The following is a 25063-nucleotide window of genomic DNA, read 5'->3' as shown; positions in this document are numbered from 1 at the left end:
TGTAGTAGTGTCTTGACCATGTTACTATGGTAATGTTTTTATGTGGTCAATTGGCCAGAAAACCGTAACTGCTTTGCCTTTAATTAACTCCAGGGGCACAAAGCCGACATCTTTAAAGCGGCTGTCTTCAGAATTGTTACGGTTATCACCCATAACATAGACGTGGCCCTCGGGCACTGTGGCCGCCGGATAGGAGCCACGGGTACGTTCCAGTATATAAGATTCATTCAACAGCTGGCCGTTAACAAACACCCTGCCCTCTTTTATCTCGATAGTATCTCCGGCTACGGCAATGACCCGCTTAATAAAATCGCGGCTGGGATCACGGGGATAACGGAATACCAGCACTTCTCCCCGTTCGGGCGTCTTAAACCGGTAAATAAATTTATTAACAATAAGCCGTTCGCCATTTACCAGTGTTGGCCGCATAGACGGCCCTTCGACCATATACAATTCCACAATAAAATACCGGATAAAAAAAGCCAGAACTATGGCGATGAGAATAGAGATAATCCAGTCTTTTATTTCTTCACCCAGGTTGGTACTGCTCACAGCCCGCCTCCTTTCGGTATTGGCATGCCTTTAATTCATCCTATTGGTGACAGATATGAAGAACAGGGACTGAATTCAGTCCCTGGACGCTCATGCTTTTAGCGTTTTTCCCGGATACGGGCGGCCTTACCGGTAAGGTTGCGCAGATAGTAAAGCTTGGCTCTGCGGACAATACCACGGCGCCTAACCTCAATCTTGTCAATACGCGGCGAATGTACCGGGAAGGTACGCTCTACGCCAACGTTGTAAGAAACACGTCTTACTGTAAAGGTTTCACGTACACCAGTACCCTGGCGGTTGATGACCACACCTTCAAAAACCTGAATGCGTTCACGGGTTCCCTCAACAACCTTTACATGCACGCGCACGGTGTCGCCGGCCTTAAAAGAAGGGATATCCTGCCGGAGCTGTTCCTGTTCTAGAATCTGAATAATATTCACTTGATTTCCTCCTTATATCAGACGTTCGTACCATGGGCAGAGGACCGCCTGTATTACACAAAAAATAGTATACCACATATCACCCGGTAACTCAAACAAAATCCAGGCAATTTATTTGTTTTCCCACCAGGGTTCACCAAGCAAGCGGTCAAGAATGATGGCAACCGCTGCGCGCACAGGCAAATGGTTGTAATTTCCCGGTCCATAAATAGGCTCCAGTATATAATCGAACTGCTCCATTACTGAATTCTCCATACCCCAGCCAGTACCAAACAAGAGCAGGCACGGTCTGCCGGTGCCGGTTATTTCCCGGCGCAGCCGGCCATAGGAAACCGTATTGTCATACTTGCGGGCATCGGTAGTCACAATCAGCGGCTTTGCGCCATCCCTGGCCGTAATGTACTCGACTGCGGCCGCAATGTCCGGAATCACTTCCACAATGCGCAAGGCCTCTTTCCGGTCAGGATTATACTGTCCGCCGTAACCGTCCTGCCAGTAGCTGATAATTTCGCCCGCTAATGCCTGCTGGCCGGCAAGCGGATGGATAATGAAATATTTCAGCAAATCATAGGTCCGGGCAGTACGGGCAATATCATGAATATCAAAATTCGTAATCGCAGTCGTAATGATCTCATTATTTTTATTGTAAATAGGATAATGCACTAACCCTAAATATACAGGCGCCGCCATATCCAGCCTCCGCTCTATTCAGATCTTATTTCCTGCAAAAGCTTATGATCAAGCGGGCTCATTTCGGCCTTAGCCAGCAAATCCGGACGCCGTTCCAGCGTAGCCCGCAGCGACTCCTTCCGCCGCCATCTTTCAATTTTGGCATGATCGCCTGAAAGCAGTATATCAGGAACCTCCCAGCCGTTAAACTCGCGCGGGCGTGTATATTGGGGATACTCCAGCAGACCATTGTAAAACGAATCCTGCTGAGCGCCATCATCGGCACCAAGCACGCCCGGAATCATCCGGGCTACGGCATCCGTAACCACCATGGCCGGCAGTTCACCGCCTGTCAGCACATAATCGCCGATAGAAATGGCTTCATCAACTACATGCCGGCGAATCCGGGCATCAATGCCTTCATAATGGCCGCAGACAAAGATCAGTTGCTCATAGCCGGCCAGTTCCCGGGCCTTGGCCTGATCAAAAACCTGGCCGCCCGGACACATGAGTATAACCCGTTTGTTTAGAGTATGATTGGTATTAACTACGCTTTCCACAGCGCGAAATATTGGCTCAGGCTTCATAACCATACCTGAGCCCCCCCCAAAGGGATAATCATCAACAATACGATGTTTATCGTAAGTAAAATCCCGGGGATTGGTCACCTGTATGGAAATAAGCCCGCCGGCCTGAGCCCGCTTTAACATACTATGGCCAAGCGGACCGGCAAACATCTCGGGAAATAACGAAATAAAGTCAATACGCATAATGCCTCGTTAATCCATTTCTTCCTGAAGTTTTACCAGCATTTTTTTATTGGCAATATCAATCTGTTTGACTACATCTTTAATGGCAGGCACCAGCAGCTCCTGCTTGTCCGGTGTCTCAACGACATATACATCATTGCTGCCAGGCTGCAGCACGTCGGTTATAACCCCCAGCAGCTCGCCTGCTTCATTGAACACAGTAAGTCCAATAATATCAAAAATGTAATACTGACCTGCCGGCAGCTGGACCAGATCCTCCCGCCCGATTTTTATCAGCCGGCCGCTCAAATTCCCGGCCTCATTCATCGTATTGATACCGGCAAACTTCAGCAGAATAAACTTTTTATGCGGCCGGGCGGACTCCAGCTGCATTTGTCCCGCGTTTTCGACATACACTTGCTGCAAATCCTGGAAACGGTCAGGGAAATCGGTAAGCGGGAATATACGAACATCACCCCGCACACCGTGCGGGGCAACAATCTTACCAATGGTTATCAGTTCTGTTTCAGACATACTAGCTGCGGAAAGCAATAACTTTGCCGTCTTCCAGCAAAATTTCAGTCGCCATCAGTTTATGCAGGTCATCACCAACACTTACGGCAACGACACGATCCATAGTACCCTGAACGATTTCCGCACCAATTTCCAGTTGTGCTGTCTCTTTTAGTTTTTCCAACATATGATTTTTAAATTCAAAACGTTTTTGACGTTCCGCATCAATCTGCTGCCGCAGGCCAACAAGCCCTTGTGCATCTTGCTTCGCCTGCTCAGTCATCATCCGCTTGGCATGAAACTCAATTTGCTGGAGTTCAACGTCAGCTTTTTTTATGGCTTCCTGAATTTCGGCCGCCAGATGCGCTTTGAGGTCTTCTGTTACTTTAGCCTTAATGGTTACCGGACACTTAATTGTCAAGCTCTCAATGCCAGCCATTTAATTCCACCCCTAATAGCTTATTTATAATATTTCCACCATTACTCGTTTGTTTTCCCGGGTGGCGGCAGCTTTAACTACAGTGCGGATGGCTTTGGCGATGCGGCCTTGTTTGCCAATGATCTTCCCCATATCCTCCGGGGCCACATGCAGTTCATAGACTGTGCCCGAATTATCGGTTGTCTCATTCACATTGACTTGTTCCGGGTTTTTCACTAATGCTTTGGCGATAACTTCGACTAATTCCTTCATGTAGTTATCACGCCTCGTTTCTCTACGCTTCTTTCTTAGTACGTTTTACTTCGTCCCATTTTTTCAGGACACCTGTTTTACTGAACAGGTTTTTCACGGTATCGGTAGGCTGAGCACCTTTTTGCAGCCACTCCAGGGCTTTTTCTTCATCAATTTTGATTACAGCCGGCTCGGTTGTAGAGTCGTAATGCCCCAGATTCTCAATAAAGCGTCCGTCCCGCGGCGAACGGGAATCAGCCACTACTATGCGGTAGAAAGGACGTTTCTTAGCGCCCATGCGTTTTAAACGGATTTTAACTGCCATAATATATAGTCACCTCCTTTGCAGAATATCAATTATTTATAAGATGAGTTAACGCATAAACGGAAGTTTAAAGCTTGGTTTTTTGCCGCTTTTTTGCATTTCCTGGAGACGTTTCATCATCTTTTTGGCCTCACCAAACTGCTTGAGCAGTCTGTTAACATCCTGGACGCGGGTGCCGCTGCCCAGCGCGATACGTTTGCGCCGGCTGCCGTTGATAATTGCCGGGTCCCGCCGCTCCTTCGCCGTCATTGACCGGATAATCGCAATAATATGTTTTACTTCTTTATCATCAATGTCCATGCCCTGCAGTTGTTTCAGCTTCCCCATACCGGGAATCATGCCGAGAATCTGGTCAAGGGGCCCCAGTTTTCGCACCTGTTCAATCTGCTCCAGGAAATCATCCAGCGTAAACTCTTCTTTGCGTAGCTTTTTCTGCATTTCCTGGGCTTTTTCCAGATTAATGGCCGACTCGGCCTTTTCGATAAAACTGAGTACATCACCCATGCCCAGAATGCGTGAAGCCATGCGGTCCGGATGAAAAGGCTCCAAGGCATCAAGCTTTTCCCCCATACCGGCAAACTTGATCGGCTGACCGGTAACAGCCTTGATCGACAGGGCGGCGCCACCGCGGGCATCACCGTCAAGCTTAGTCAGGATAATACCATCAAGCCCAAGCTCATTGTTAAAAGACTCGGCAACATTCACTGCATCCTGACCGGTCATAGCGTCAACCACCAGCAGGATTTCATGAGGCTTGACCGTCTGTTTGATCGACTTGAGCTCATTCATCAGCTCTTCATTAATATGCAGCCGGCCGGCGGTATCAATAATCACGATGTCCCGGGCCATCATCAACGCCTGGTCAACCGCTTTTTTGGCAATGTTAACCGGGTTCTCCTGCCCCAGCGTAAATACGGGAATTTCCAGTTTCTCGCCTAAAACCTCCAGCTGTTTTATCGCCGCCGGGCGATAGATGTCGGCTGCGACCATGAGCGGCCGTTTGCCCTGACGCTGTAACAGATGGGCCAGCTTACCGGCGGTCGTGGTCTTGCCTGCCCCCTGTAAACCGACCAGCATAATAACCGTTGGCGGCCGGGAAGCAATGGCAATACGGCTTTGCGTCCCCCCCATCAGACTGGTAAGTTCCTCGTTGACAATTTTTATGACCTGCTGGGCAGGCGTCAGGCTGTCAAGCACCTCTTGGCCAATAGCCCGTTCTTTAATCTTAGCCACCAAATCTTTTACTACTTTAAAGTTCACATCTGCTTCCAAGAGGGCCATCCGTACCTCTTTGAGAGCAGCGGTAACATCGGCTTCCGACAGTTTTCCTTTGCCACGCAGCTTTTTAAACGTCTGCTGCAGTTTATCGGCCAGGCTTTCAAAAACCATGGTTATGTCACACCTCCCGGGTGTCTTCCAGCAATGAATGTAATTGCCTCAGGGCCTGACTCATTTCAGGCCGGTTCCGTATGGCAAGCGGCAGCTGCCCCAGGCTGCTGATAACCTCGGCAATCAGCCTGCGTTCCTCGCTATACCGGGCAGCTAAGCCAAGTTTTCTTTCGTATTCCTCTAAGGTTTGTTCAGCCCGTCGCAGGATGTCATGCACAGCCTGGCGGGATACACCAAATTCATCAGCTATTTCCGCCAGTGACAGGTCCTGCAGATAATGCATATTCAGGCAGTCCCGCTGTTTATCAGTTAGCAGCGCGTTATAAAAGTCGTAAAGCTGCCCTACCCGCAGCACTTTATTGAGCGTGCGTTCCATACATTCACCTGCTTAAGTGACAAGGTAAATTCCTTTACACCACTGATTATAGCGAAAACACCATGGCATGTCAAGTAAAATTACTTGTCGGCAAACAAGGCGCCGGCAAACTCAGCCGCATCAAAGGGCCGGAGGTCATTTACGCCTTCACCCACCCCTACCCATTTAACAGGTAAGCTAAGCTCATTATTAATTGCGATTACAACCCCGCCTTTGGCCGTCCCGTCTAATTTAGTAAGCACGACCCCCGATAACGCCACCGCATCACCAAACAGCTTGGCCTGGTTAATTGCATTTTGCCCGGTAGTGGCGTCAAGGACCAATAACGTCTCGTGCGGCGCTGCCGGGATTTCTTTGGCAATCACCCTGTTTATCTTTTTTAACTCTTCCATCAGGTTTGATTTAGTATGCAGGCGGCCGGCGGTATCGATGATGATGATATCCGCTTTCCGGGCTTTTCCGGCCTGGACGGCATCAAAAGCCACAGCCGCAGGATCGGAGCCTTCGGCATGCTTGATCACTTCCGTACCGGTGCGCTGGCCCCAGATCTCAAGCTGGTCGATGGCCGCCGCCCGGAAGGTATCAGCAGCGGCAATGAGAACTTTTTTTCCCGCTTCGTGATAATAATTGGCTAATTTGCCAATTGTGGTTGTTTTGCCGACACCGTTTACGCCAACAATCAGCATGACCACCGGCGGCTGATGAGCAAGCGGCGCCGCGGCGGTTTTGCCTACCAGCATGGCACTGATTTTTGTTTGTAAAAAAGGCTTTAAATCGTCAGGCGAATTAATCTCTTTATTTTTAATGCCATTGCGGATTTCGGTCATCAATCTGGCTGTGGTCGACACCCCCACATCGGCGGATAACAATACGGCCTCCACATCATCAAGAAATTCATCATCAATGGTGGCGTAGCCAGTCACCAGCTGTTCGATTTTTTCAGTAAAACTCTTTCTGGTTTTTTCCAGGCCTGCCTTTAATTTATCAAAAAAACCCATCCTTCAGTCCTCCAACCATTTTCATTTATTTATTACCCGGCTTTATCCATAAACTTCACCGAAATCAGCCTGGATATGCCGGACTCCTCCATGGTAACACCGTGGAGGACACCGGCAGCTTCCATCGTCCCTTTGCGGTGAGTCACAACAATAAACTGGGTGCTTTGCGCGTAATCCCGCAAAAATTCACTAAAGCGCTGAACATTGGCTTCATCAAGCGCGGCGTCAATTTCATCCACTACACAAAAAGGGGCCGGCCTGTAGGTTAATATGGCAAATAACAGGGCGATTACGGTAAGGGCCCGCTCGCCGCCTGATAACAGGGCCAGGTTCTGCAATTTCTTGCCCGGCGGCTGTACAATAATATCGATGCCGGTCTCCAGGATATTGCCTGGCTCCAGCAAGGCAAGCTCTGCCCGGCCGCCGCCAAACAAACGGACAAAAACCTCGCCGAAATACTGGCTTATCGCTTTAAACGCGGCGTTAAACTGACGCGCCATGGTAGAATCAATGTCTTTCAGCACTGCTGTCAAATAGTCTTTGGCCTGGAGTAAATCATGGGACTGCGCCTGCAGGAAATCATACCGTTCCTGCACCCGCCGGTGTTCATCAATAGCTGCCGGATTGATTGGTCCCAGCGCCGTAATTTGACTTTCCATACGGGTTATCATTTGCATTAATTGCTCAATCGACTCGGATTTCTGCAAAGCCCTCGCCGCTTCCAGCGTTAGGGCCATTTGCCCGGTAATCTGCTCGCTGCACTTGGCGGCTTCATAGCTGTATTTTGTTATGAGCAGCTCTGTTTCGTGCAGGCGGGCCTGCAAATCGTTGCTTTGCCGGCGCAGCTCTTTTATCTCTTTATCCAGCTTCTGGGTATTGGCCAGTAATTCCAGTTTTGCGGCATAATGGACCTGGCGTACTTCTGCTAACCGGCCTTTGGCCGCCTGCAGCTTGTCTTTGCGCCCGGCTACGGAACCAAGTTCGGTCCGGGCTTGTCCGATCTCAGCCTGCAGCTGGTTTTCTTCTGCCTGCAGGCGGGCAAGGTCATCGTCCAGGGCCGTAATTGTCTGCTTGTACTGTTCACAGGCCGAACAGGTACCCGCTATCTCCTGGTTGACGACACTCAACCTGATTTTGGCGTCTGTCAATTCTTCCACTGCAGCCTGCTGTTCAGCTTTAACTGCCTGCAGTTCCTTTTGCCAGTCTGCAACCTGGGATTTATGACTGCTTTCCCGGTTTTCCAGTAAGGCAAGGGCCGCTTGGCCGTCTGTAATGTGCTGCCGGCACTGACTGATTCCCTGCTCGCACTCAGTCATCTCCGCCCTTATTGTTGCCAGCTCCAGTTCATATCTGTCGGCATCAGAGCCGGCCTTGTCTATATAAATCGTCAATTCAGCCTGGCGAAGCTCGTCCTCGCCGGCTTTGGCCTCAAGCCCGGCAATGTTAGAATGAATCCCGGCAATCGCCCTCTCTAAAGCTGTTTTTTCCTGTTCAGAGGCCAGCCTTTGCTGCTGCAAAACTGCCACTTTCTGCTTCAGTACCTCAATTTCGTTATTTCTGGCCATAAAGCTGGCGTCCTTTCTGGCCACACTGCCGCCTGTCAGCGATCCCCCGGGATTAATAATTTCACCGTCAAGCGTAACAATACGGAACGAAAAACCGCCGCTGCGGGCAATGGCCAGCGCCGCGTCAATGGTTTCCGCAATAATGATCCGCCCTAACAGATAATTAATTACCGGCCGGTACCGCTCGTCAGCAGCAACCACATCTGCGGCAAAACCAAGTGCGCCTGGCTGACCGGCAGCCAGCAGTTCAGCCTCTCTGGGTCTTGTTAATCTGATTGTGTTTAAAGGTAAAAACGTTGCCCGACCGAGATTCTGCGCCTTTAAAAAAGCAATAGCCTGCTTGGCTGTTTGCTCTGTGTCAGTTACAAGATGCTGCTGCGCCCCGCCCAGGGCCACCTCAATGGCATTGACATATTTATCGGGGACTGATAGTAGCTGGGCAACAGCGCCACAGATGCCGTTACGCCAGGCATGGCGGCTTTTCAGTATCCCTTTTATCGCCCGGCCGAAGCCTTCCAATTCATATTGCATGCTTGTCAGGACATTGATACGGGAGGTGGTTTCCTGCACAGTACCGAGCAGTTGCTGTTCTTTGGCGGCTGCTGCTTGAAAACGCTTCTCCAGGGGAACTATGTCCTGCCGCAAAACCGCCGTTTCTTGTTTTAAGGCTTGCTGGGCGGCAGCAAGCAGCTGCAATTCCTGCTGCAGTTCCGCTTTCCTGGTATTAACCTCGTCCTGCAGCTGGCTGTAATTGGCGTATTCTGTCTTGAGTTTATTCGCCCGGGCAGCTAAGGCCGTCAGGTCGCGCTCCTGTATATTCAGGTTGTTGCGTTCATTAACCAACTGCTGCAAATGATCAAATGTCATTTCCTGGCCGGTGGCTAACTGCTGTTCGACCTGTCTGATACTGGCCGTAAGCTGATCATTGCGCAGGCTTTTATCTGTTATCTCCTGCTGAATGCCAAGCAACTGCCGGTGTTTACTATCCAGACTGCTTTGCAGTTCGGCCAGCTTTTCCCCTGCCGCTTTCCGCTCCGTTCCGAGCCGCAGGCCAGCCTCGTCGAGCCGCAGTTTTGCCTTACAGCCTTGCTCTATTCGTTCACTCAGTATCCCGTGCCGGCTGTCAAGCCGTTCTATTTCTGTTGCGATATCATTGATCTCTTTATCAGTATGCGCAATTTGCGCATCAGTTTGAGCCGCCTGCAGCACCAGTGATTCCTTTTCTGTTTCCGTTGAGGTTAACCGGGTTTGGGCGGCAATACTGCCGTCTGTTAAACGGGTCTGCTCCAGGGTGGCGCTTGCCACCAGCCGTTCTGCCTTGCCCAGACGTTCCAGCAGTACCGTAACCTGACAGGCCACAAGCTCAGCCTTCAGTTTATTGAAAGTATCGGTCCGGGCGGCGCTTTCCTGTAACGGCTCCAGCTGGCTTTCCAGCTCGGAGGTAATATCCCTGACCCGGATGAGATTTTGTTCGGTGTCATCGAGCTTGCGCAGGGCTTCCCGTTTACGTTGTTTATATTTGGTTATACCGGCGGCCTCTTCAAACAAGAGCCGCCGTTCCTCAGGCTTGCTGCTTAAAATTTCGTCAACCTTGTTCTGCCCGATCACTGTCATTGACTCGCGGCCCAGCCCGGTGTCAGCCAGAATATCATGGATATCCTTAAGCCGGCAAGGCGTTTTGTTAATATAATATTCACTGTCGCCTGATCTAAATACGCGTCTGGTGATGGTCACCTCACTGAAGTCTAACGGCAGCCGCCCGTCACTGTTATCAAATACTAATGATACCTCGGCCACTCCCAGCGGCCGGCGGTTGGCACTGCCTACAAAAATAACATCTTCCAGTTTGGTGCCGCGCAAAGTCCGCAGGCTCTGCTCGCCCAGGGCCCAGCGAATGGCATCGGAAATATTGCTTTTACCGCTGCCGTTTGGACCGACAATTGCTGTTATTCCCTGGCCAAACTCCAACTCTGTTTTTTCGGCAAATGATTTAAAGCCATAGGCCTCTAGTCTGCGCAGCAACACAAGCATCACCCTCACCTGTATATTTAGGTCAATCAAAATTTTACCACGGGCTGGCACAATAATTCAAGCAAATATAAAAAAGCCTGCCGCATATGCCAACAGGCTTCTTTTCCATTAGATCACATAATTAACGGGGCTCAACAATGAATCTAATGGCGGTACGTTCTTCCCCGTCAATGCTAATCTCCGCAAAAGCCGGTATGGTAATCAAATCAATGCCATTGGGAGCGACAAAACCACGTGAAATCGCAATAGCCTTGATAGCCTGATTAACCGCCCCTGCACCTACTGCCTGCACCTCTGCGCTGCCACGATCGCGCAAAACTGCCGCCAGAGCGCCTGCTACGGATTTAGGATTTGATTGTGCAGATACTTTCAGCACTTCCATTTTTCGCTCTCCTCCTTTGAATTCAGGGCCTATGCTATAAAGGTATTCTGCTTATTTCCTAAAAATTCCTTCTTTTACATGATTTTTAAATCGAATTTATCATATTTTTGTTAAACAGATAGTCTTGTCCACCACGAACAAACAAAAGCGTGCCCCGGGGGACGAAAGTATCTGCCTGCAGGGTAATCTGGCCAATAGGATAAGCCTGCTGCAAACCGGTAATATTGTTATTACCGTGCCCTCTGACTTTAGAACAGTCCTGCGGATGATGGCGTATAAGCAAATGCTCCCGGCAACCGGCGATATCCTGTTCGACAAAGGCGGCCAGCATTAGATAAAAAATATGGGCCTCCACCAGCTCGCCAAAGGCCGGATGATAAGGCCCGGCCAGAACAGCCCCCTCACTGTCAAGCTCTGCTGAAGCCTGCAAGCCAACCCGGATAACAGCAATGCCGCGGCGCTCGAAAACAAGTTTCATATAGGCTGAACGCACTGTCGCCTGCGTCAGGGAAAGCGGCTGATAATCCCCCTGTAGATAAAGCCCGGCCAGCGGGGTGCCCTGAATAACCACCGCCGGGTAAATGCGGACAAAATCAGGCGCAAGTGCCAGGGCATGCCGCACAGTCTTAAGTAAGCTCAGCCAGTCCTCACCTGGCAAGCCGGGCATAAACTGCAGGCCGCAGCGTAAAGCAGTCTGCTTTAACAGGCTTACAGCCTGCTCGACAGACTTGCCGTCATGCCCCCGGGCTGCAGCCGCCAGCACAGCGTCGTCAAGGGACTGAACACCTAGCTCCACAGTGGTTACGCCGTGCTGAATCAGATTATGGACAATACGTTCATTGATGCAATCAGGCCTGGTGGACAGGCGAATCCCCTGAATATGCCCGTGCCCAAGGGCTTCCGTAGCCGGGGCCAGCAATTCATTTTGTACCGCCTCCGGCAAAGCAGTAAAGCTGCCGCCATAGAAAGCTACCTCAACCTGCCGTTGCTGATTAACTCCGGCCAGCCTGTCGGCAATGATTGTTTTTACCTGCCTGGCAGTAACAGGGGTTGGCCGGCCGGTTATACTTTGCTGGTTGCAAAAGCTGCATTGATGACGGCACCCCAAATGAGGAATAAATATCGGTATAATGTAATGTTTCATCATGCTCCTATACAGAAAGGACGGCCCTTGGGCCGCCCTGCTCAGCTTATTCGTTTATTGTGCCAAACTTTACCAGTGCCTGTCTGGCTGCCTGCTGTTCCGCTTCTTTCTTGCTTTTCCCCCAGCCGGTTCCCATGCGTTCATTGTTAACAACAACAGCAACCTCAAAAGACTTGTCGTGGTCAGGGCCGCGTTCGTTAATTACTTCATAAGCAATTTTGCTATCGTTATTTTTTTGCACGATTTCCTGCAGCCAGGTTTTATAGTCTTTAAAATAGTCGCCGCCTTCAACCAGAGTCAGTTCTGATTTCAATTGGTTCAACACATAGCGGGCAGCACTTTTAAAGCCACCATCAAGATAGACGGCCCCAATAATGGCCTCAAACGCATCAGCGAGAATCGATATGCGTTCCCGCCCGCCTGACAGCGCCTCCCCTTTACCCAGCAGCAGATATTCGCCAATCCCCAATGCCAGCGCCCGTTTAGCCAGGGTTTGTTCGCACACGACCTGGGCCCGGGCTTTTGTAAGTTCACCTTCTGGCAAGTGGGGACACTGACTGAATAAATAAGAACTGATAATCAAATCTAAAACGGCATCGCCTAAAAACTCCAGTCGCTCGTTGTGCCTGACATTAGCGCCTTTGGTTTCATTAGCATAGGAAGTATGGGTCAGAGCCTGGTGCAGCAGCTTATAATCATTAAAGGTCACTCCCAGCCTGCGGCATAACTCGGCTAATGCCTGGAGGCGAGTGCTATCAGGAAACCCTTTGGATTCTTTCATCGCGGGCAGTTTACGCCTGGTACTTTTTCACCAGGATGGTTGCATTGTGCCCGCCGAAGCCAAAGGAGTTCGAAAGGGCCACATGTACAACATGCTCCTGTGCTTTATTTGGCACATAATCCAGGTCGAGTTCAGGATCTTGGATCTCCAGATTAATCGTCGGCGGAATAATACCATTGGTTATGGTAAGCACAGTGGCAATTGCTTCAATACCGCCGGCGGCCCCTAACAGGTGTCCGGTCATAGACTTTATCGAACTGATTTTAAGCTTTTGCGCATGGGCGCCAAACAGGGATTTGATCGCCAGGGTCTCATTTTTGTCATTTAGCGGCGTTGAGGTGCCGTGAGCATTAATATAATCCACTTCTGCCGGCTCAATGCCGGCATCGTTAAGAGCCATTGCCATGCATTTTGCCGCCTGGGCCCCTTCCGGCGCCGGGGCTGTAATATGATAGGCGTCAGCATTAAAGCCATAGCCGATAATTTCCGCATAAATTTTTGCCCCCCGGGCTAACGCATGCTCCAGTGTTTCCATAATAACAATGCCGGCGCCTTCTCCCATAACAAAGCCGCTGCGGTCTTTATCGAAGGGGCGCGAAGCTTTTTGCGGCTCGTCATTTTGGGTGGACATGGCTTTCATCGCGCAGAAGCCGGCCACAGCCGCCGGTGAAACAGCTGCTTCCGTCCCGCCGGCCACCATAACATCCGCATCGCCGCGCTGGATGATTTTAAAGGCGTCGCCAATCGCGTTGGTGCCTGTTGCGCAGGCAGTAACCACACAGCTGCAGGGTCCCTGGAGGCCAAAAGTGATGGAGGTTTGACCAGCAGGCATATTGGCAATCATCATCGGCACAAAAAATGGACTGATACGGCCCGGCCCTTTGTCAAACAAGGTTTTGTACTGGTCATGCAGTGTATCGATGCCACCAATACCGGTGCCGATTAACGTTCCTATCCGGCTGCGGTCTTCCTGATCTAATACAATACCGGAGTCTTCGAACGCCATTTTAGCGGCGGCAATTGCAAACTGAGTGCAACGGTCCATCCGCTTGGCTTCTTTTTTATCAATATATTGGGCCGGTTCAAAGCCTTTGACCTCGCCGGCAATCTGGGTCGTATATTCACTGGGATCAAAACGGCTAATGCGGTCAATGCCTGATTTACCGGCAATCAACGCCTGCCAAAAGTTTCCGGTGCCAATACCGATAGGTGTGATCGCTCCTAGTCCTGTAATTACAACGCGTTTTTTCAAAAAAGGTCACCTCACTAGTTTATTTCTTCAACTTCTTTTAGAAGCCGTGCAAAAATTTCTTTGACAGGTAGGATTTCATCTATTTTATGAATATACTCACCGGTAAATACCAGCCCGGTATCAACATCCCCCTGTTGAGCCCGAATAAGCGCATTGATAATACAAAAATTCTGTTCACAATGTTTTAAACAGGCAACACAGGTTTTTGGGCCCTCTGTGGTACACTCAAGAATTTTCTTAGCAAAAGGATTTTTTATTGCCCGTCCCGGTAAGCCTACGGGACTCTTAATTAAGACCACATCTTCATGTTTAGCCTTAAGATAAAATTCTTTTAGGGCCGGAGCCGCATTAGACTCCTCACTGGCAGCAAATCTTGTTCCCATTTGCACGCCGTCAGCCCCAAGCTTCATGACTGCAACGATATCCCGGCCGGACATGATTCCGCCGGCGCCAATCACTGGAATGCTAACCGCCTTTTTAATATCCGGCAGGACTGCATGCAAAGGCTGGTCGGTCCCCAGATGTCCGCCGGCTTCCTTACCTTCGACAATGATGGCGGCGGCACCCAGCTTTTCCGAAATTTTAGCGGCTTTAACCGATGATACAATAGGTACGATTGGAGTACCAGACTTTTTTCCCAGCGGAAATACGTCACGAGAAAATCCGGCTCCTGCAACTACCAAATCAATTCCTTCATCAATGGCCGTATTAACATAACGGGCGAACTCTCTGGCCGCCACCATAATGTTTATACCAACTATACCTTTAGTTAAGCTACGGGCCAGACGAATTTCGTGACGCAATTCCTCAAAGCCCATGCCAGATGCTGCAATAAGTCCGATACCGCCAGCTTCAGCCACTGCTGCCGCCAAGCGGGCAGTTGAAAGTCTTATCGCCATGCCCCCCTGGATAATAGGAATCTTAGCAACAAGTTGGCCAATTTTAAGCTCCGGAAGTTTCAAGTAACAACTCCTCCAATCAATAACCCTACCATAAGCTACTGCAAATCATTACCTTTAAGAAAGTCCCGCGAAAAAAGTTTCCACGGGACTTTCTTCTTCTACCAAAAGGTAATGTCTCACTCCGATGACGGCAAAACGTTAAATTACGCCTGTTTTTCCTTGTCTATGTACTCCACAGCGTCTTTTACTGTTTTAATTTTTTCAGCTATTTCGTCCGGAATTTCGATGCTGAATTCCTCTTCAAAGGCCATAATCAATTCAACAATATCCAGCGAATCAGCGCCGAGATCGTCAATGAAAGTAGAATTCATAGCCACGTCCGCTTCATCAACGCCGAGCTGTTCAACAACGATTTCTTTAACCTTGTCAAAAGTTGTCATGATGGGTGTTCACCTCCTTCCAAGGCATTTTGGAGTCATCTATTACATTACCATACCACCGTCAACATTTAAAGTCTGCCCGGTAATATAACTTGCCGAATCTGTTGCCAAAAACACAGCGGCGGCAGCCACGTCTTCAGCTGTCCCCAGACGGCTGAGAGGAATCTTGGTGGCTAAATCACTTTTTACCTGCTCAGACAGACCATGTGTCATATCGGTGGCAATAAAGCCTGGCGCAATAGCATTGACCGTGATACCCCGTGAGGCCAATTCCTTGGCCATTGATTTGGTAAAGCCAATGACCCCGGCCTTGGCGGCGGCATAATTTGCCTGTCCGGCGTTGCCCATCAGCCCGACAACGGAAGTCATATTGATGATTTTACCGCTTCTTTGCTTCATCATAATTTTGGACACTGCCTTAGTACAATAGAATACCCCTTTTAGATTGGTATTTATCACAGCATCCCAATCTTCGTCTTTCATTCGCATCAGCAGTGTGTCACGGGTTATGCCGGCATTGTTAACCAGGATATCGATTTTGCCATAAGTCTCGACAGTTTTGTTTACCAGGTTATCCACGGCTTGTGCATCGGCTACGTCCGCCTGGACAGTGATTGCGGCGCCGCCCTTGTCGACAATGGCTTGACGCACCTCTTCCGCCAAGGCCGCGTTGCCGGCATAATTAATGACCACCTTGGCCCCCACATTGGCCAGCGCAATAGCAATCGCCCGGCCAATGCCTCTGGATGCGCCGGTAACAATTGCCACATGTCCATCTAAATGCATTTTAGCGAACCTCCTTAAAATAATCAAGGATTTTTTCTAAAGAAGCCGTATCTTCAATATTTAATGTTTCCATCTCTTTGGCTATTTTCTTGGTAAAGCCGGTGAGAACCTTGCCCGGGCCGACCTCGATAAACGTAGTTACGCCCTGGCCGGCAATCTGGGCCACGCAATCTTCCCACAATACCGGACTGGCGGCCTGTTTTACCAGCGAGGCCTTGATAGCTCCGCCTTGCGTCACTGGGTTCCCATCCACATTCGCTACTACCGGGATCGCGGCCTCCTTAATATTGACTTTTTCCAGTTCAGTGCTCAGTTTTTGCGCTGCCGGCTGCATCAGCGTGCTGTGAAAAGGAGCGCTTACAGGTAATAAAATGGCCCGTTTGGCCCCGGCAGCCTTTAACAGCTCATTCGCCTTCTCCACTGCCTGCGTGGTGCCGGCAATAACAATCTGGCCGGGGCAGTTGAAATTTACGGCCTGCACGGCGCCCCCCTCAGCCTCTACCTGCTGGCAGATTTCAACAACCTTGGCCCGGTCAAGCCCCATAATCGCCGCCATGCTGCCTTCGCCCAGCGGCACCGCCGCCTGCATAAACTGCCCGCGTTTTCTTACCAGCTGCACCGCATCGCGGAAAGCGAGCGAGCCGGCGGCAACCAGCGCCGAATATTCGCCCAGGCTGTGGCCGGCGACGATATCGGGCTTAATGCCGTGAAGCTTTAGGACTTCATAACAGGCCACACTGACAGTCAGGATGGCCGGCTGCGTGTTATAGGTCTTTTTAAGCTCTTCCTCCGGACCGTTAAAACACAAATCGGTAATTGAAAAACCGAGCGCTTCATCAGCCGACTGGAAAATAGCCTGGACTGCGTCATATTTTTCATACAGATCTTTTCCCATGCCTACGGCTTGAGAGCCCTGTCCAGGAAAAACAAAAGCAAGTTTTCCCATTTCTTTCCCTCCTTATGTATATATTGCCTATTTACATTTTTTGCGAGAGTTCCGCAAAGACCCGGGGAATATTCTGCACAATATCCTGCATGATTTCATCAACCGGACGAATTGCGGTGATCATGCCGGCGATCTGTCCGGCCATAACGGAGCCATAATCGACATCGCCGTCACGGACAGCCGCTTTTAGCTTACCGACTCCCAGCCGGTCCAGTTCTTCACTGGTGGCGCCGTTCTTTTCCAATTCGGCAAAATCGCGGGTGAGTTTATTGGCAATAACCCGGACCGGGTGCCCTGTGGAAATACCGTTTACAATGGTTGAACGTTCTTTGGCTTTGACAATGGCCGCTTTATAGTTGGGATGAGCCGTGCATTCCACCGAGGCGGCAAACAGGGTTCCGATTTGCACGCCCTGAGCGCCTAAAGCCAGCGCAGCCATTACCCCACGGGCATCCCCGATGCCACCGGCCGCAATGACCGGCACGCGAACCGCATCAGCCACCAGCGGCACCAGGGTCATTGTTGTCACTTCGCCGACATGGCCGCCGCTTTCCATACCTTCGGCAATAATCGCATCAATGCCGACGCGCTCCAAGCGCCTGGCCAGGGCTACCGAGGCCACTACCGGAATCACTTTGGTCCCAATCGCTTTTAAGGCCGGAATATATTCCCCCGGATTGCCGGCACCGGTAGTAACCACCGCTACCCGCTCATCAATGACGACCTGCATAACCTCTTTAACAAAGGGTGACATCAGCATGATATTGACGCCAAACGGTTTGTCTGTCAAACTCTTAGCCTTGATAATTTCTGCTTTGAGTGCAGCAGGCGGCATATGGCCGGCGCCGATAAGGCCCAGCCCTCCCGCATTGGAGACGGCGGCAGCTAATTCTGCCGTAGCTACCCAGGCCATGCCTCCCTGCAAAATAGGATATTGAATATTTAACAGCTGGCAGAGTTTGCTATTTAACAATAGTTTCGGCCTCCTTGCACCATTTTATAACAGCCGAGGCCCAGGTTAAACCAGCACCAAAACCAACCAGGACAACAACCTCGCCCTGTTTTATTTTACCGCTGTGTACCGCTTCGTCAAGCGCAATCGGTATCGATGCGGCTGAAGTATTGCCGTATTTATCAACATTAACCATAACCTTGTCTAACGGCAGTTTGAGACGCTTGGCCGCTGACTGAATAATCCGGATGTTGGCCTGGTGGGGAATGAGGCAATCGACATCGCCGGCAGTAAGGCCGGCATCCTCCAGGGCCTTGACAGCAGCCTCGCCCATAACTTTAACTGCGAACTTAAACACCTCATTGCCATTCATATGGACAAAGTGCATTTTTTGAGAAATTGTATCAGTTGTTGCCGGATTGCGCGAGCCGCCGGCCGGCAGTTTGAGCAGATCGCCGCCAGCGCCGTCGGCGCCCAGGTGAGCTGACAAAATACCACAGCCTGCTGTTGTTTCCGCCAATACCACGGCACCGGCACCGTCGCCAAACAAAACACAGGTGTTGCGATCGCTCCAGTCCAGTATCTTGGAAAGTGTCTCGGCACCGATAACCAGTACTTTCTTATATAAACCGGCCTGAATAAACTGACTGCCGGCTACCATCCCGTAAACAAACCCGGAACAGCCTGCCGCCAAATCAAACGCGGCCGCCCTGACAGCCTTAATGTTGGCCTGTACAAGGCAGGCGACTGAAGGGAACAGCATATCCGGCGTCGCCGTAGCAACAATGATAAGATCAATTTCTTCAGCCGACACACCGGCATCGGCCAGTGCTTTTTGCGCTGCCTGGCTGGCTAAATCAGAGGTTGCCTGGCTCGGATCCGCAATACGCCGTTCCCGAATGCCAGTCCTCTCGGCAATCCATTCGTCAGAGGTTTCTACTATGCTCTCTAGCTCTTTATTCGTCATTATCTTTTCCGGAACATATGTGCCGATACCAATAATGCCTACTGCTTTATTCTTCATTGGTTACAACCCCCTCCTTAGCAATGTTTTCACGGATCTGGGCGACAACATTCTGTTCGGCAAATTCTTTAGCAACCCTGATGGCATTTTTAATCGCCTTGGCCCGGGAACTGCCATGGCAGATAATAAAACCGCCGTTTACACCTAACAGGGGCGCTCCGCCATATTCAGCATAGTCAAGCTTCTTCTTAAGGCCCCGCAAAGCCGGCAATACAAACATGGACGCCATTTTTGTCCAAAAACCGCTGCTCTTGATTGCGTCTTTTACTAACTGCAAAATAGCTCCGGCCAGCCCTTCCCCCAGTTTTAAAACAATATTGCCCACAAAGCCGTCGCAAACAACAACATCTACTGATCCCTTGGGAATATCCCGGCCTTCCACATTACCGATAAAGTTCACTGTACTCAGCTGCTTGAGCAGGGGATACGTGGCAAGTACCTGCTCATTGCCTTTGCTTTCTTCTTCACCAATATTTAAAAGGCCTACCCTCGGCCTGGGAATATTCAGCACATACTCGGCATAAATGGCACCCATAATCGCATTTTGCACCAGATGTTTCGGCTTGCTGTCAACCTGGGCACCGGAATCCACAAGCACCGTTGTGCCGGTGAGATTCGGCATCGGCGTGGCTATTGCCGGGCGTTCAATCCCTTTTATGCGCCCCAGACCAAGCAGTGCGGCAGCTACCGCCGCCCCGGTACTGCCGGCGCATATCGCCACATCGCACTGCCCCTCTTTGACCAGGCTGGTGGCGACAACTACGGAGGCATCCTTTTTTTTGCGGACAGCAGCCCCGGGCGACTCATGCATATCTATAACTTCACTGGCGTGATGTATCGTAATATTGAAACTTTTCCAATCACCAAGGCGGTCAAGTGATTGAGCAATTTGAGCTTGGTCGCCGACTAAAACAATCTCAAGGTTTTCTTCGGTGTACTCTTTGGCCGCTTGTAACGCACCCAGAACAATCTCATCAGGTGCATAATCTCCGCCCATAGCATCAACGGCAACCTTCATTCAATATCTCCTTTCACAAAACCAATAAATAAATAATCAATATCTATTACCGCTTTTGTTATTTATGCAAATCAGGCTCCAATGACACCATAATAAACTTAGCCCGGAACACTTCCTGACTATCATTCCTAGTTTTAACCCAAATAAAATATTTATTGCCTCTTTTTTTAATAACCTCAGCCCGGGAGACCAGTTTATCCCCCTCATGAACAGCAATCTTATACTTTATATTGGCGACCCCGGTTACAGCCACCGGCGCATCAATAATTGCCAGTGCCAAAGAATTGGCCTGGGCAAAAATATAGTGTCCGCGGGCTACTTTGTTCTTTTCAAATACCATGTCTGAGGTTACTGTCATGAGTGATATGCCGGTTTTACCTAATTCAAGATCTATCAGTTCACCGACAACATCCGTACTGGCAATTGTTTTCAGCTTATTTTGCGCCTCTTCGGCCATCTGCTTGGTCCGCTCTCTGAGTTCAGGTATCCCAAGCTCCAGCCGGTCAAGGCGGATTGTCTGCACACTAACCCGCAAATAAGCTGCCAGTTCCTCGTCTGTTAAAAACGGAGTGGTTAATAGCTTCTCTTTTAGCTGTTCCTGTCTTATTTTTTTTTGAACTCGCGCCATTACATCACCTAGTTTTATCAGTAAGTTATATTACCAATTGATAGCATTAATTATAGCTAGTTACTACCAGGATTGCAAGCAAAAAAGTGAGCAAGATAAAATTTTAATTGCCTTTTATCTTGCTCACTCACTATTTTTTTATTCTGCTGCAACCACAACTTTACCATTATAATGACCACAATCAGGACATACACGGTGAGGCATTTTCTTTTCATGACACTGGGGGCATTCCACCAACCCCGGGATAGTAAGTTTCCAGTTAGCACGACGCTTGTCACGGCGGGCTTTAGACATTTTGCGCTTAGGTACTGCCATTTATTTCCACCTCCTTAACAACATTGACCTGCCATTTTCAGTCCTTACCCAGGAGTTTTTCCAAAACCGCAAGCCGCGGATCCACTTTCACCGGGTTGCAGCCGCAGGTATTGGTGTTTAAATTGACGCCGCACTCCGGGCATAACCCCCGGCAGTTTTCACTGCAAACAAGTTTAATCGGCTCGGCCAGCAAAAGATTCTCACGGACTAACTCGGCGATATCGATTTCGTCACCGTTAAAATAATTGATTTCCTGCGACAAGCCATTGCCTGCCTCAGGCACAGCCTCTTTATATTCCTCACTGAATGCAATCGTAAGCGATGTAACCGTGTCTTCCAGGCAACGGCTGCAGCATTGATGTAATGTAGCCCGGATTTCTCCGCTCACCTCATAAATCAGGCCTTTATTGGTAATAGAGCCATCAACCGTCAGATGCTCAGACCAAACTTCCTGCTGGTCAAGACCCAGCTCTCCGGCTGATGTTGCAAAGGAAAAGGCTTGCGTGCTCCCTGGATTTTTTTTTAACTGGGATACATTAATTTTCATCATTTTCCACCAACCTTCATCTATTATAGCTACCCGCCGGAGGTTTGTCAAGGCAATAAGAAAAGCAGGGAACTGTACCTTGCGTCACTTAAGATTTAGGTGACGCAAGGTACTGGCATCCCTGCCTGTCATGCGAAGCCGGTAAAAAGGTTATGCAAGATTGCCGCAGATTGCTCTTGTATCGCGGGCAATAACCAATTCTTCATTAGTGGGAATGACAAAGATTTTAACCTTAGCCCCTTCCACACTGATTTCCTGTGCTTGGCCGCGGACATTATTTCTATCAGGATCAATACGGGTACCAAGATATTCAAGGCCATTAGAGATTTTATCCCGCATGCTGATAGAGTTTTCGCCAAGACCGGCGGTAAACACAATGGCATCAACCCCGCCCATAGCGGCAACGTAGGAGCCGATAAATTTGCGCACTCTATAGGCAAACATCTCCAGGGCCAGTTCAGAACGCTCATTACCGGAATTGGCAGCGTTCTCAATGTCCCGGAAATCGCTTGACACACCGGAAACACCAAGTACACCGGATTTTTTGTTCAGGTAATTATCAACCTGGTCTGTCGTCATATTTTCTTTCTTCATTAAAAACGGAATAATGGCAGGATCAATACCGCCGGAACGGGTACCCATGACAAGACCTTCCAGCGGGGTAAAGCCCATGCTGGTATCAATGCACTTACCATGCTTAATGGCGGCAATGCTTGCGCCATTGCCCAGATGACAGGTAATGATGCGCAGGTTGGTCACATGCTCGCCCATAAGCTCTGCTGCCTGCTGCGAAACATACTTATGGGAAGTGCCGTGGAAGCCGTACCTTCTGATGCCGTATTTTTCGTAGGCTTCATACGGCAGTGCATACAAAAAGGCATGTTTGGGCATTGTTTGATGAAAGGCGGTGTCAAAAACAGCTACCTGGGGAATGCCCGGCATAATTTCGTCACAGGCATTGATCCCCATAATATTAGGGGGGTTATGCAGCGGCGCCATCTCAATACACTCTTCCAGAACCGTCATAACCGCCGGCGTAATCAATACCGAATCGGCGAATTTTTCCCCGCCATGCACAACCCGGTGGCCAACGGCGGCAATTTCCTTCATGCTGGCAATTACGCCATGTCCGGCATCGGTAAGTGCTTCGATAACAAGCTTAATGCCAATACTATGGTTAGTAATATCGGCATTAATAATTACTTTATTTTTCCCTTCCGGCTGATGGGTTAACACGGCTCCTTCCAGACCGATACGTTCAACCAGGCCTTTTGCTAAAACAGACTCATCCTGCATATTGACCAGCTGGTACTTGATTGAGGAACTTCCGCAGTTAACAACTAAAACTTTCACAACAAAATCCTCCCTGTTTCTTTAATATGTATTGGTGTGGCAGCGGTCTGTCTACTTTGAAAGCGTAAAAGACCCGTGAGTAATTATGATTTCAGAGTGGACAGACCACTGGATCCAATAGCGTCAACTTATTATCCAACAAATTTTATCTTTTCGACACCTGACTTATTTTCCCTTCATCTGCCAAAATTATTTAATAAAAAATTTCACAAATAGAATAATTATTGTAAAATAAACAGGGGTGAATTGTTAATGAATACAGCAATAGGCATGATCGTTGAATACAATCCTTTTCATAACGGCCATTTATGGCATCTAACCGAGGCGAAACGAATAGCCGGGGCAGAATTTGCTATTGCCATAATGAGTGGGAATTTTCTGCAGCGCGGCGAACCGGCCATAACCGACAAATGGTCGCGGGCAGCGATGGCAGTAAATGCCGGCGTTGATTTAGTCATTGAGCTGCCCACAGCCTTTGCCGTACGCAGTGCCCAATACTTCGCAACCGGCGGCATTCAGCTTCTCAGCCGCCTGGGAGTGGTCAGCCATATTTGTTTCGGCGCTGAATCTGCCGATTTGCCAGCCCTTACAGCCGCCGCCAAGGCCTTATCGGCCGGCGCCACCGGTAACAGCTTACGCCAGAAACTGAAGACAGGCCGGACCTATGCCGCCGGCTTAGCCCTGGCCCTGGCCGAAACGGCCGGTATTGAACCGGGGTTAATCCATTCCCCCAACAATATCCTGGCCATTGAATACCTGCGGGCCATTTTCAATTACGCACCCCGGTTGGTTCCCCTTGTCATCCAGCGCTGTTCAGCAGCTTATCACGATACTGTTATTACTTCAACCATCGCCAGTGCTACCGCCATCAGGGCGGCAATTGCGCAAAACAGCTTGCTGCCGCCGGGCAGTAGCGCCTGGCAGGCCCTTCCGGCAGCCAACGCCGTCCAAATTAACGCGCTGATTGCCGCCGGCCGTGCTCCGGTCACCTGTGACGCGTTCAGCAATATCGTCCTGGCCAGACTCCGGTCAATGCACCTGGGGGAAGTAGCCGCATTGCCTGATGTAAGCGAGGGATTACACAACAAAATAAGTGATTCTGCCCGGAAAGCGTCAACCCTGCAGGAGTTGCTGTCCCTTGTTAAAAGTAAGCGTTACCCCTTAACCCGTTTACAGCGGATTATGATGCACGCCCTCCTGGGGACAACCAAAACCACGCTCGCCGGTTTTGACCAGGCCGGCCCCCTGTATGCCCGTATCCTGGCATTTAACCGGAAGGGACGGGTGCTGCTGCGGGCGATTGACAGCCACGGCACAATACCGGTAATAACCAAAACCACCCGCTTCCTTACCAGTAAACAGCGGCAAAGCAATGACCTGACCCCGCTGCAGGCCATGTTAGCTTATGATATTAAGGCCACAGACCTGTATGTTTTAGGCTATCCTAGCTGCCAAGGGAGAGCAGGCGGTCAGGATTATCAGACTTCGCCCTATTACCTTGCCAATTAGCTATCAGGGTTTTAATCGCCGGTATAACCGCTTCTGCGGCCAGTTCACCGGCTATAGCGCATTCGTCCATTGTCTCGAATGAACTGGGGGACATACTGCCCACATCAGGCTGAATCATGATATCACACTGCTGCTGACGGTGCTTGCATAGCTCTCTTTCCATAATGTCAATGGCTTGAATAATGACATCAAACATATTATTAATATTGCCCACAGTACTGGCATGAGCCAAATCAACAGCAACAACAATATCCGCGCCCATATTGCGGGCCACATCAATCGGGGTGGGATTTAAAACAGCCCCGTCGACAAATAGCCTGTCATCAATGGCAAAAGGAATAAAAACACCCGGCACGGAAATACTGGCCCGGACAGCATTCGCCACATCGCCCTGGGTAAATACGACTTCCTGACCGCTGTTTAATTCCGTAGCAACCACGGCCAGCGGCAGTACAAGGTCTTCAAATTTTTTTTGTTTGGTTAACAGGCGGATAGTTGCCAGGGCCCGCTCGCCGGAAACAATTCCCATCTGGGGTATGACGAAATCCAGCCAGTGCCGTTTTTTTAGATTCTTAGCCAGTTTAAATATCGTTTCGGCATCAAGCCCGGCCGCATACAGAGCACCAATCAGGCTGCCGATGCTGCACCCGGCAATATAATCCACCGGGATATTGTGCTTTTCAAATACTTTGAGAACTCCGACGTGAGCAATTCCCCGCAAACCACCCGAACCCAGAGCTAAACCTATTTTCGGCTGCAAACTGCTATCCCCCCAATATAAACTAGTCACATCGAACCGTATTTTAG

Annotated in this window: 29 protein-coding genes; 1 reads left to right on the top strand and 28 read right to left on the bottom strand. The window is 49.9% G+C overall.

Going from position 1 to position 25063, the window contains the following annotated elements; all coding sequences use genetic code 11:
- Positions 1-24: 24 nt before the first annotated feature.
- The 27 genes from lepB to ACZ481_RS10990 form a co-directional block, all read right to left on the bottom strand.
- Positions 25-552: a signal peptidase I gene (gene lepB / locus ACZ481_RS11120; protein WP_464770204.1), complete on the bottom strand. Its 528-nt coding sequence runs from the start codon at positions 550-552 to the stop codon at positions 25-27.
- A gap of 98 nt (positions 553-650) precedes the next feature.
- On the bottom strand, positions 651-992 hold the full coding sequence (gene rplS, locus ACZ481_RS11115) for a 50S ribosomal protein L19 (RefSeq protein ID WP_464770203.1): 342 nt from the start codon (positions 990-992) through the stop codon (positions 651-653).
- Positions 993-1103: 111 nt separating this feature from the next.
- Positions 1104-1682, bottom strand: a complete 579-nt coding sequence (locus ACZ481_RS11110; protein WP_464770202.1) for an RNA methyltransferase — start codon at positions 1680-1682, stop codon at positions 1104-1106.
- Positions 1683-1696: 14 nt separating this feature from the next.
- Entirely contained in the window at positions 1697-2431 is a 735-nt protein-coding gene (gene trmD, locus ACZ481_RS11105; protein WP_464770201.1) for a tRNA (guanosine(37)-N1)-methyltransferase TrmD, read from the bottom strand.
- Between the two features lie 9 nt (positions 2432-2440).
- Positions 2441-2944, bottom strand: a complete 504-nt coding sequence (gene rimM / locus ACZ481_RS11100) for a ribosome maturation factor RimM (RefSeq protein ID WP_464770200.1) — start codon at positions 2942-2944, stop codon at positions 2441-2443.
- 1 nt (position 2945) lies between these two features.
- Complete coding sequence (locus ACZ481_RS11095; RefSeq protein WP_464770199.1) at positions 2946-3362, bottom strand: YlqD family protein; 417 nt, start codon at positions 3360-3362, stop codon at positions 2946-2948.
- Positions 3363-3386: 24 nt separating this feature from the next.
- The gene (locus tag ACZ481_RS11090; protein WP_144350048.1) at positions 3387-3614 is read right to left on the bottom strand and encodes a KH domain-containing protein; all 228 of its coding nucleotides are present in this window, start codon (positions 3612-3614) and stop codon (positions 3387-3389) included.
- A 22-nt stretch (positions 3615-3636) separates the two neighbouring features.
- A complete protein-coding gene (gene rpsP, locus ACZ481_RS11085) occupies positions 3637-3918 on the bottom strand; it encodes a 30S ribosomal protein S16 (RefSeq protein WP_325530476.1) in 282 nt (93 codons plus the stop codon).
- Between the two features lie 48 nt (positions 3919-3966).
- A complete protein-coding gene (gene ffh / locus ACZ481_RS11080; protein ID WP_464770198.1) occupies positions 3967-5307 on the bottom strand; it encodes a signal recognition particle protein in 1341 nt (446 codons plus the stop codon).
- Positions 5308-5314: 7 nt separating this feature from the next.
- On the bottom strand, positions 5315-5683 hold the full coding sequence (ylxM, locus tag ACZ481_RS11075) for a YlxM family DNA-binding protein (RefSeq protein ID WP_464770197.1): 369 nt from the start codon (positions 5681-5683) through the stop codon (positions 5315-5317).
- Between the two features lie 80 nt (positions 5684-5763).
- Complete coding sequence (gene ftsY / locus ACZ481_RS11070; RefSeq protein WP_464770196.1) at positions 5764-6681, bottom strand: signal recognition particle-docking protein FtsY; 918 nt, start codon at positions 6679-6681, stop codon at positions 5764-5766.
- Positions 6682-6713: 32 nt separating this feature from the next.
- On the bottom strand, positions 6714-10277 hold the full coding sequence (gene smc / locus ACZ481_RS11065; protein ID WP_464770615.1) for a chromosome segregation protein SMC: 3564 nt from the start codon (positions 10275-10277) through the stop codon (positions 6714-6716).
- A gap of 121 nt (positions 10278-10398) precedes the next feature.
- Positions 10399-10659, bottom strand: a complete 261-nt coding sequence (locus tag ACZ481_RS11060; protein WP_464770195.1) for a stage V sporulation protein S — start codon at positions 10657-10659, stop codon at positions 10399-10401.
- An 85-nt stretch (positions 10660-10744) separates the two neighbouring features.
- Positions 10745-11806: an elongator complex protein 3 gene (locus tag ACZ481_RS11055; protein ID WP_464770194.1), complete on the bottom strand. Its 1062-nt coding sequence runs from the start codon at positions 11804-11806 to the stop codon at positions 10745-10747.
- A 43-nt stretch (positions 11807-11849) separates the two neighbouring features.
- The gene (gene rnc, locus ACZ481_RS11050) at positions 11850-12584 is read right to left on the bottom strand and encodes a ribonuclease III (protein WP_464770193.1); all 735 of its coding nucleotides are present in this window, start codon (positions 12582-12584) and stop codon (positions 11850-11852) included.
- 10 nt (positions 12585-12594) lie between these two features.
- Positions 12595-13836 carry a beta-ketoacyl-ACP synthase II gene (gene fabF, locus ACZ481_RS11045; protein WP_464770192.1) on the bottom strand — a complete coding sequence of 414 codons (1242 nt, stop codon included), beginning with the start codon at positions 13834-13836 and terminating at the stop codon, positions 12595-12597.
- Positions 13837-13850: 14 nt separating this feature from the next.
- Positions 13851-14798: an NAD(P)H-dependent flavin oxidoreductase gene (locus ACZ481_RS11040; RefSeq protein ID WP_464770191.1), complete on the bottom strand. Its 948-nt coding sequence runs from the start codon at positions 14796-14798 to the stop codon at positions 13851-13853.
- Positions 14799-14941: 143 nt separating this feature from the next.
- The gene (locus ACZ481_RS11035; RefSeq protein ID WP_084575468.1) at positions 14942-15178 is read right to left on the bottom strand and encodes an acyl carrier protein; all 237 of its coding nucleotides are present in this window, start codon (positions 15176-15178) and stop codon (positions 14942-14944) included.
- A gap of 42 nt (positions 15179-15220) precedes the next feature.
- Positions 15221-15964: a 3-oxoacyl-[acyl-carrier-protein] reductase gene (gene fabG / locus ACZ481_RS11030; RefSeq protein ID WP_464770190.1), complete on the bottom strand. Its 744-nt coding sequence runs from the start codon at positions 15962-15964 to the stop codon at positions 15221-15223.
- A gap of 1 nt (position 15965) precedes the next feature.
- On the bottom strand, positions 15966-16910 hold the full coding sequence (gene fabD / locus ACZ481_RS11025; protein ID WP_464770189.1) for an ACP S-malonyltransferase: 945 nt from the start codon (positions 16908-16910) through the stop codon (positions 15966-15968).
- A gap of 31 nt (positions 16911-16941) precedes the next feature.
- Complete coding sequence (locus tag ACZ481_RS11020; RefSeq protein WP_464770614.1) at positions 16942-17823, bottom strand: DUF561 domain-containing protein; 882 nt, start codon at positions 17821-17823, stop codon at positions 16942-16944.
- 49 nt (positions 17824-17872) lie between these two features.
- Positions 17873-18886 (bottom strand): beta-ketoacyl-ACP synthase III, encoded by a 1014-nt coding sequence (locus tag ACZ481_RS11015; protein ID WP_464770188.1) that lies wholly within the window; start codon positions 18884-18886, stop codon positions 17873-17875.
- On the bottom strand, positions 18876-19904 hold the full coding sequence (plsX, locus tag ACZ481_RS11010) for a phosphate acyltransferase PlsX (RefSeq protein WP_464770187.1): 1029 nt from the start codon (positions 19902-19904) through the stop codon (positions 18876-18878). Before plsX ends, ACZ481_RS11015 begins: the two co-directional genes overlap by 11 nt.
- Before the next feature lie 58 nt (positions 19905-19962).
- Entirely contained in the window at positions 19963-20532 is a 570-nt protein-coding gene (gene fapR / locus ACZ481_RS11005) for a transcription factor FapR (protein WP_464770186.1), read from the bottom strand.
- A gap of 138 nt (positions 20533-20670) precedes the next feature.
- On the bottom strand, positions 20671-20847 hold the full coding sequence (gene rpmF / locus ACZ481_RS11000; protein ID WP_084575475.1) for a 50S ribosomal protein L32: 177 nt from the start codon (positions 20845-20847) through the stop codon (positions 20671-20673).
- 37 nt (positions 20848-20884) lie between these two features.
- Positions 20885-21397, bottom strand: coding sequence for a YceD family protein (locus tag ACZ481_RS10995; protein ID WP_464770185.1), 513 nt, complete (start codon positions 21395-21397; stop codon positions 20885-20887).
- 147 nt (positions 21398-21544) lie between these two features.
- Complete coding sequence (locus ACZ481_RS10990) at positions 21545-22747, bottom strand: acetate/propionate family kinase (RefSeq protein WP_464770184.1); 1203 nt, start codon at positions 22745-22747, stop codon at positions 21545-21547.
- Positions 22748-22999: 252 nt separating this feature from the next.
- Between ACZ481_RS10990 and ACZ481_RS10985 the strand changes: the two genes are divergently transcribed.
- Positions 23000-24256 (top strand): nucleotidyltransferase, encoded by a 1257-nt coding sequence (locus ACZ481_RS10985; protein ID WP_464770183.1) that lies wholly within the window; start codon positions 23000-23002, stop codon positions 24254-24256.
- On the opposite strand, the gene ACZ481_RS10980 is transcribed toward ACZ481_RS10985, so the two are convergent.
- On the bottom strand, positions 24192-25016 hold the full coding sequence (locus tag ACZ481_RS10980; protein WP_464770182.1) for a patatin-like phospholipase family protein: 825 nt from the start codon (positions 25014-25016) through the stop codon (positions 24192-24194). The genes ACZ481_RS10985 and ACZ481_RS10980 overlap by 65 nt on opposite strands.
- Positions 25017-25063: the final 47 nt, after the last annotated feature.

This window comes from Sporomusa intestinalis (assembly GCF_055383785.1).
Note: the sequence above shows the minus strand (reverse complement) of the source record. Positions and strands in the feature narration are given on the sequence as shown.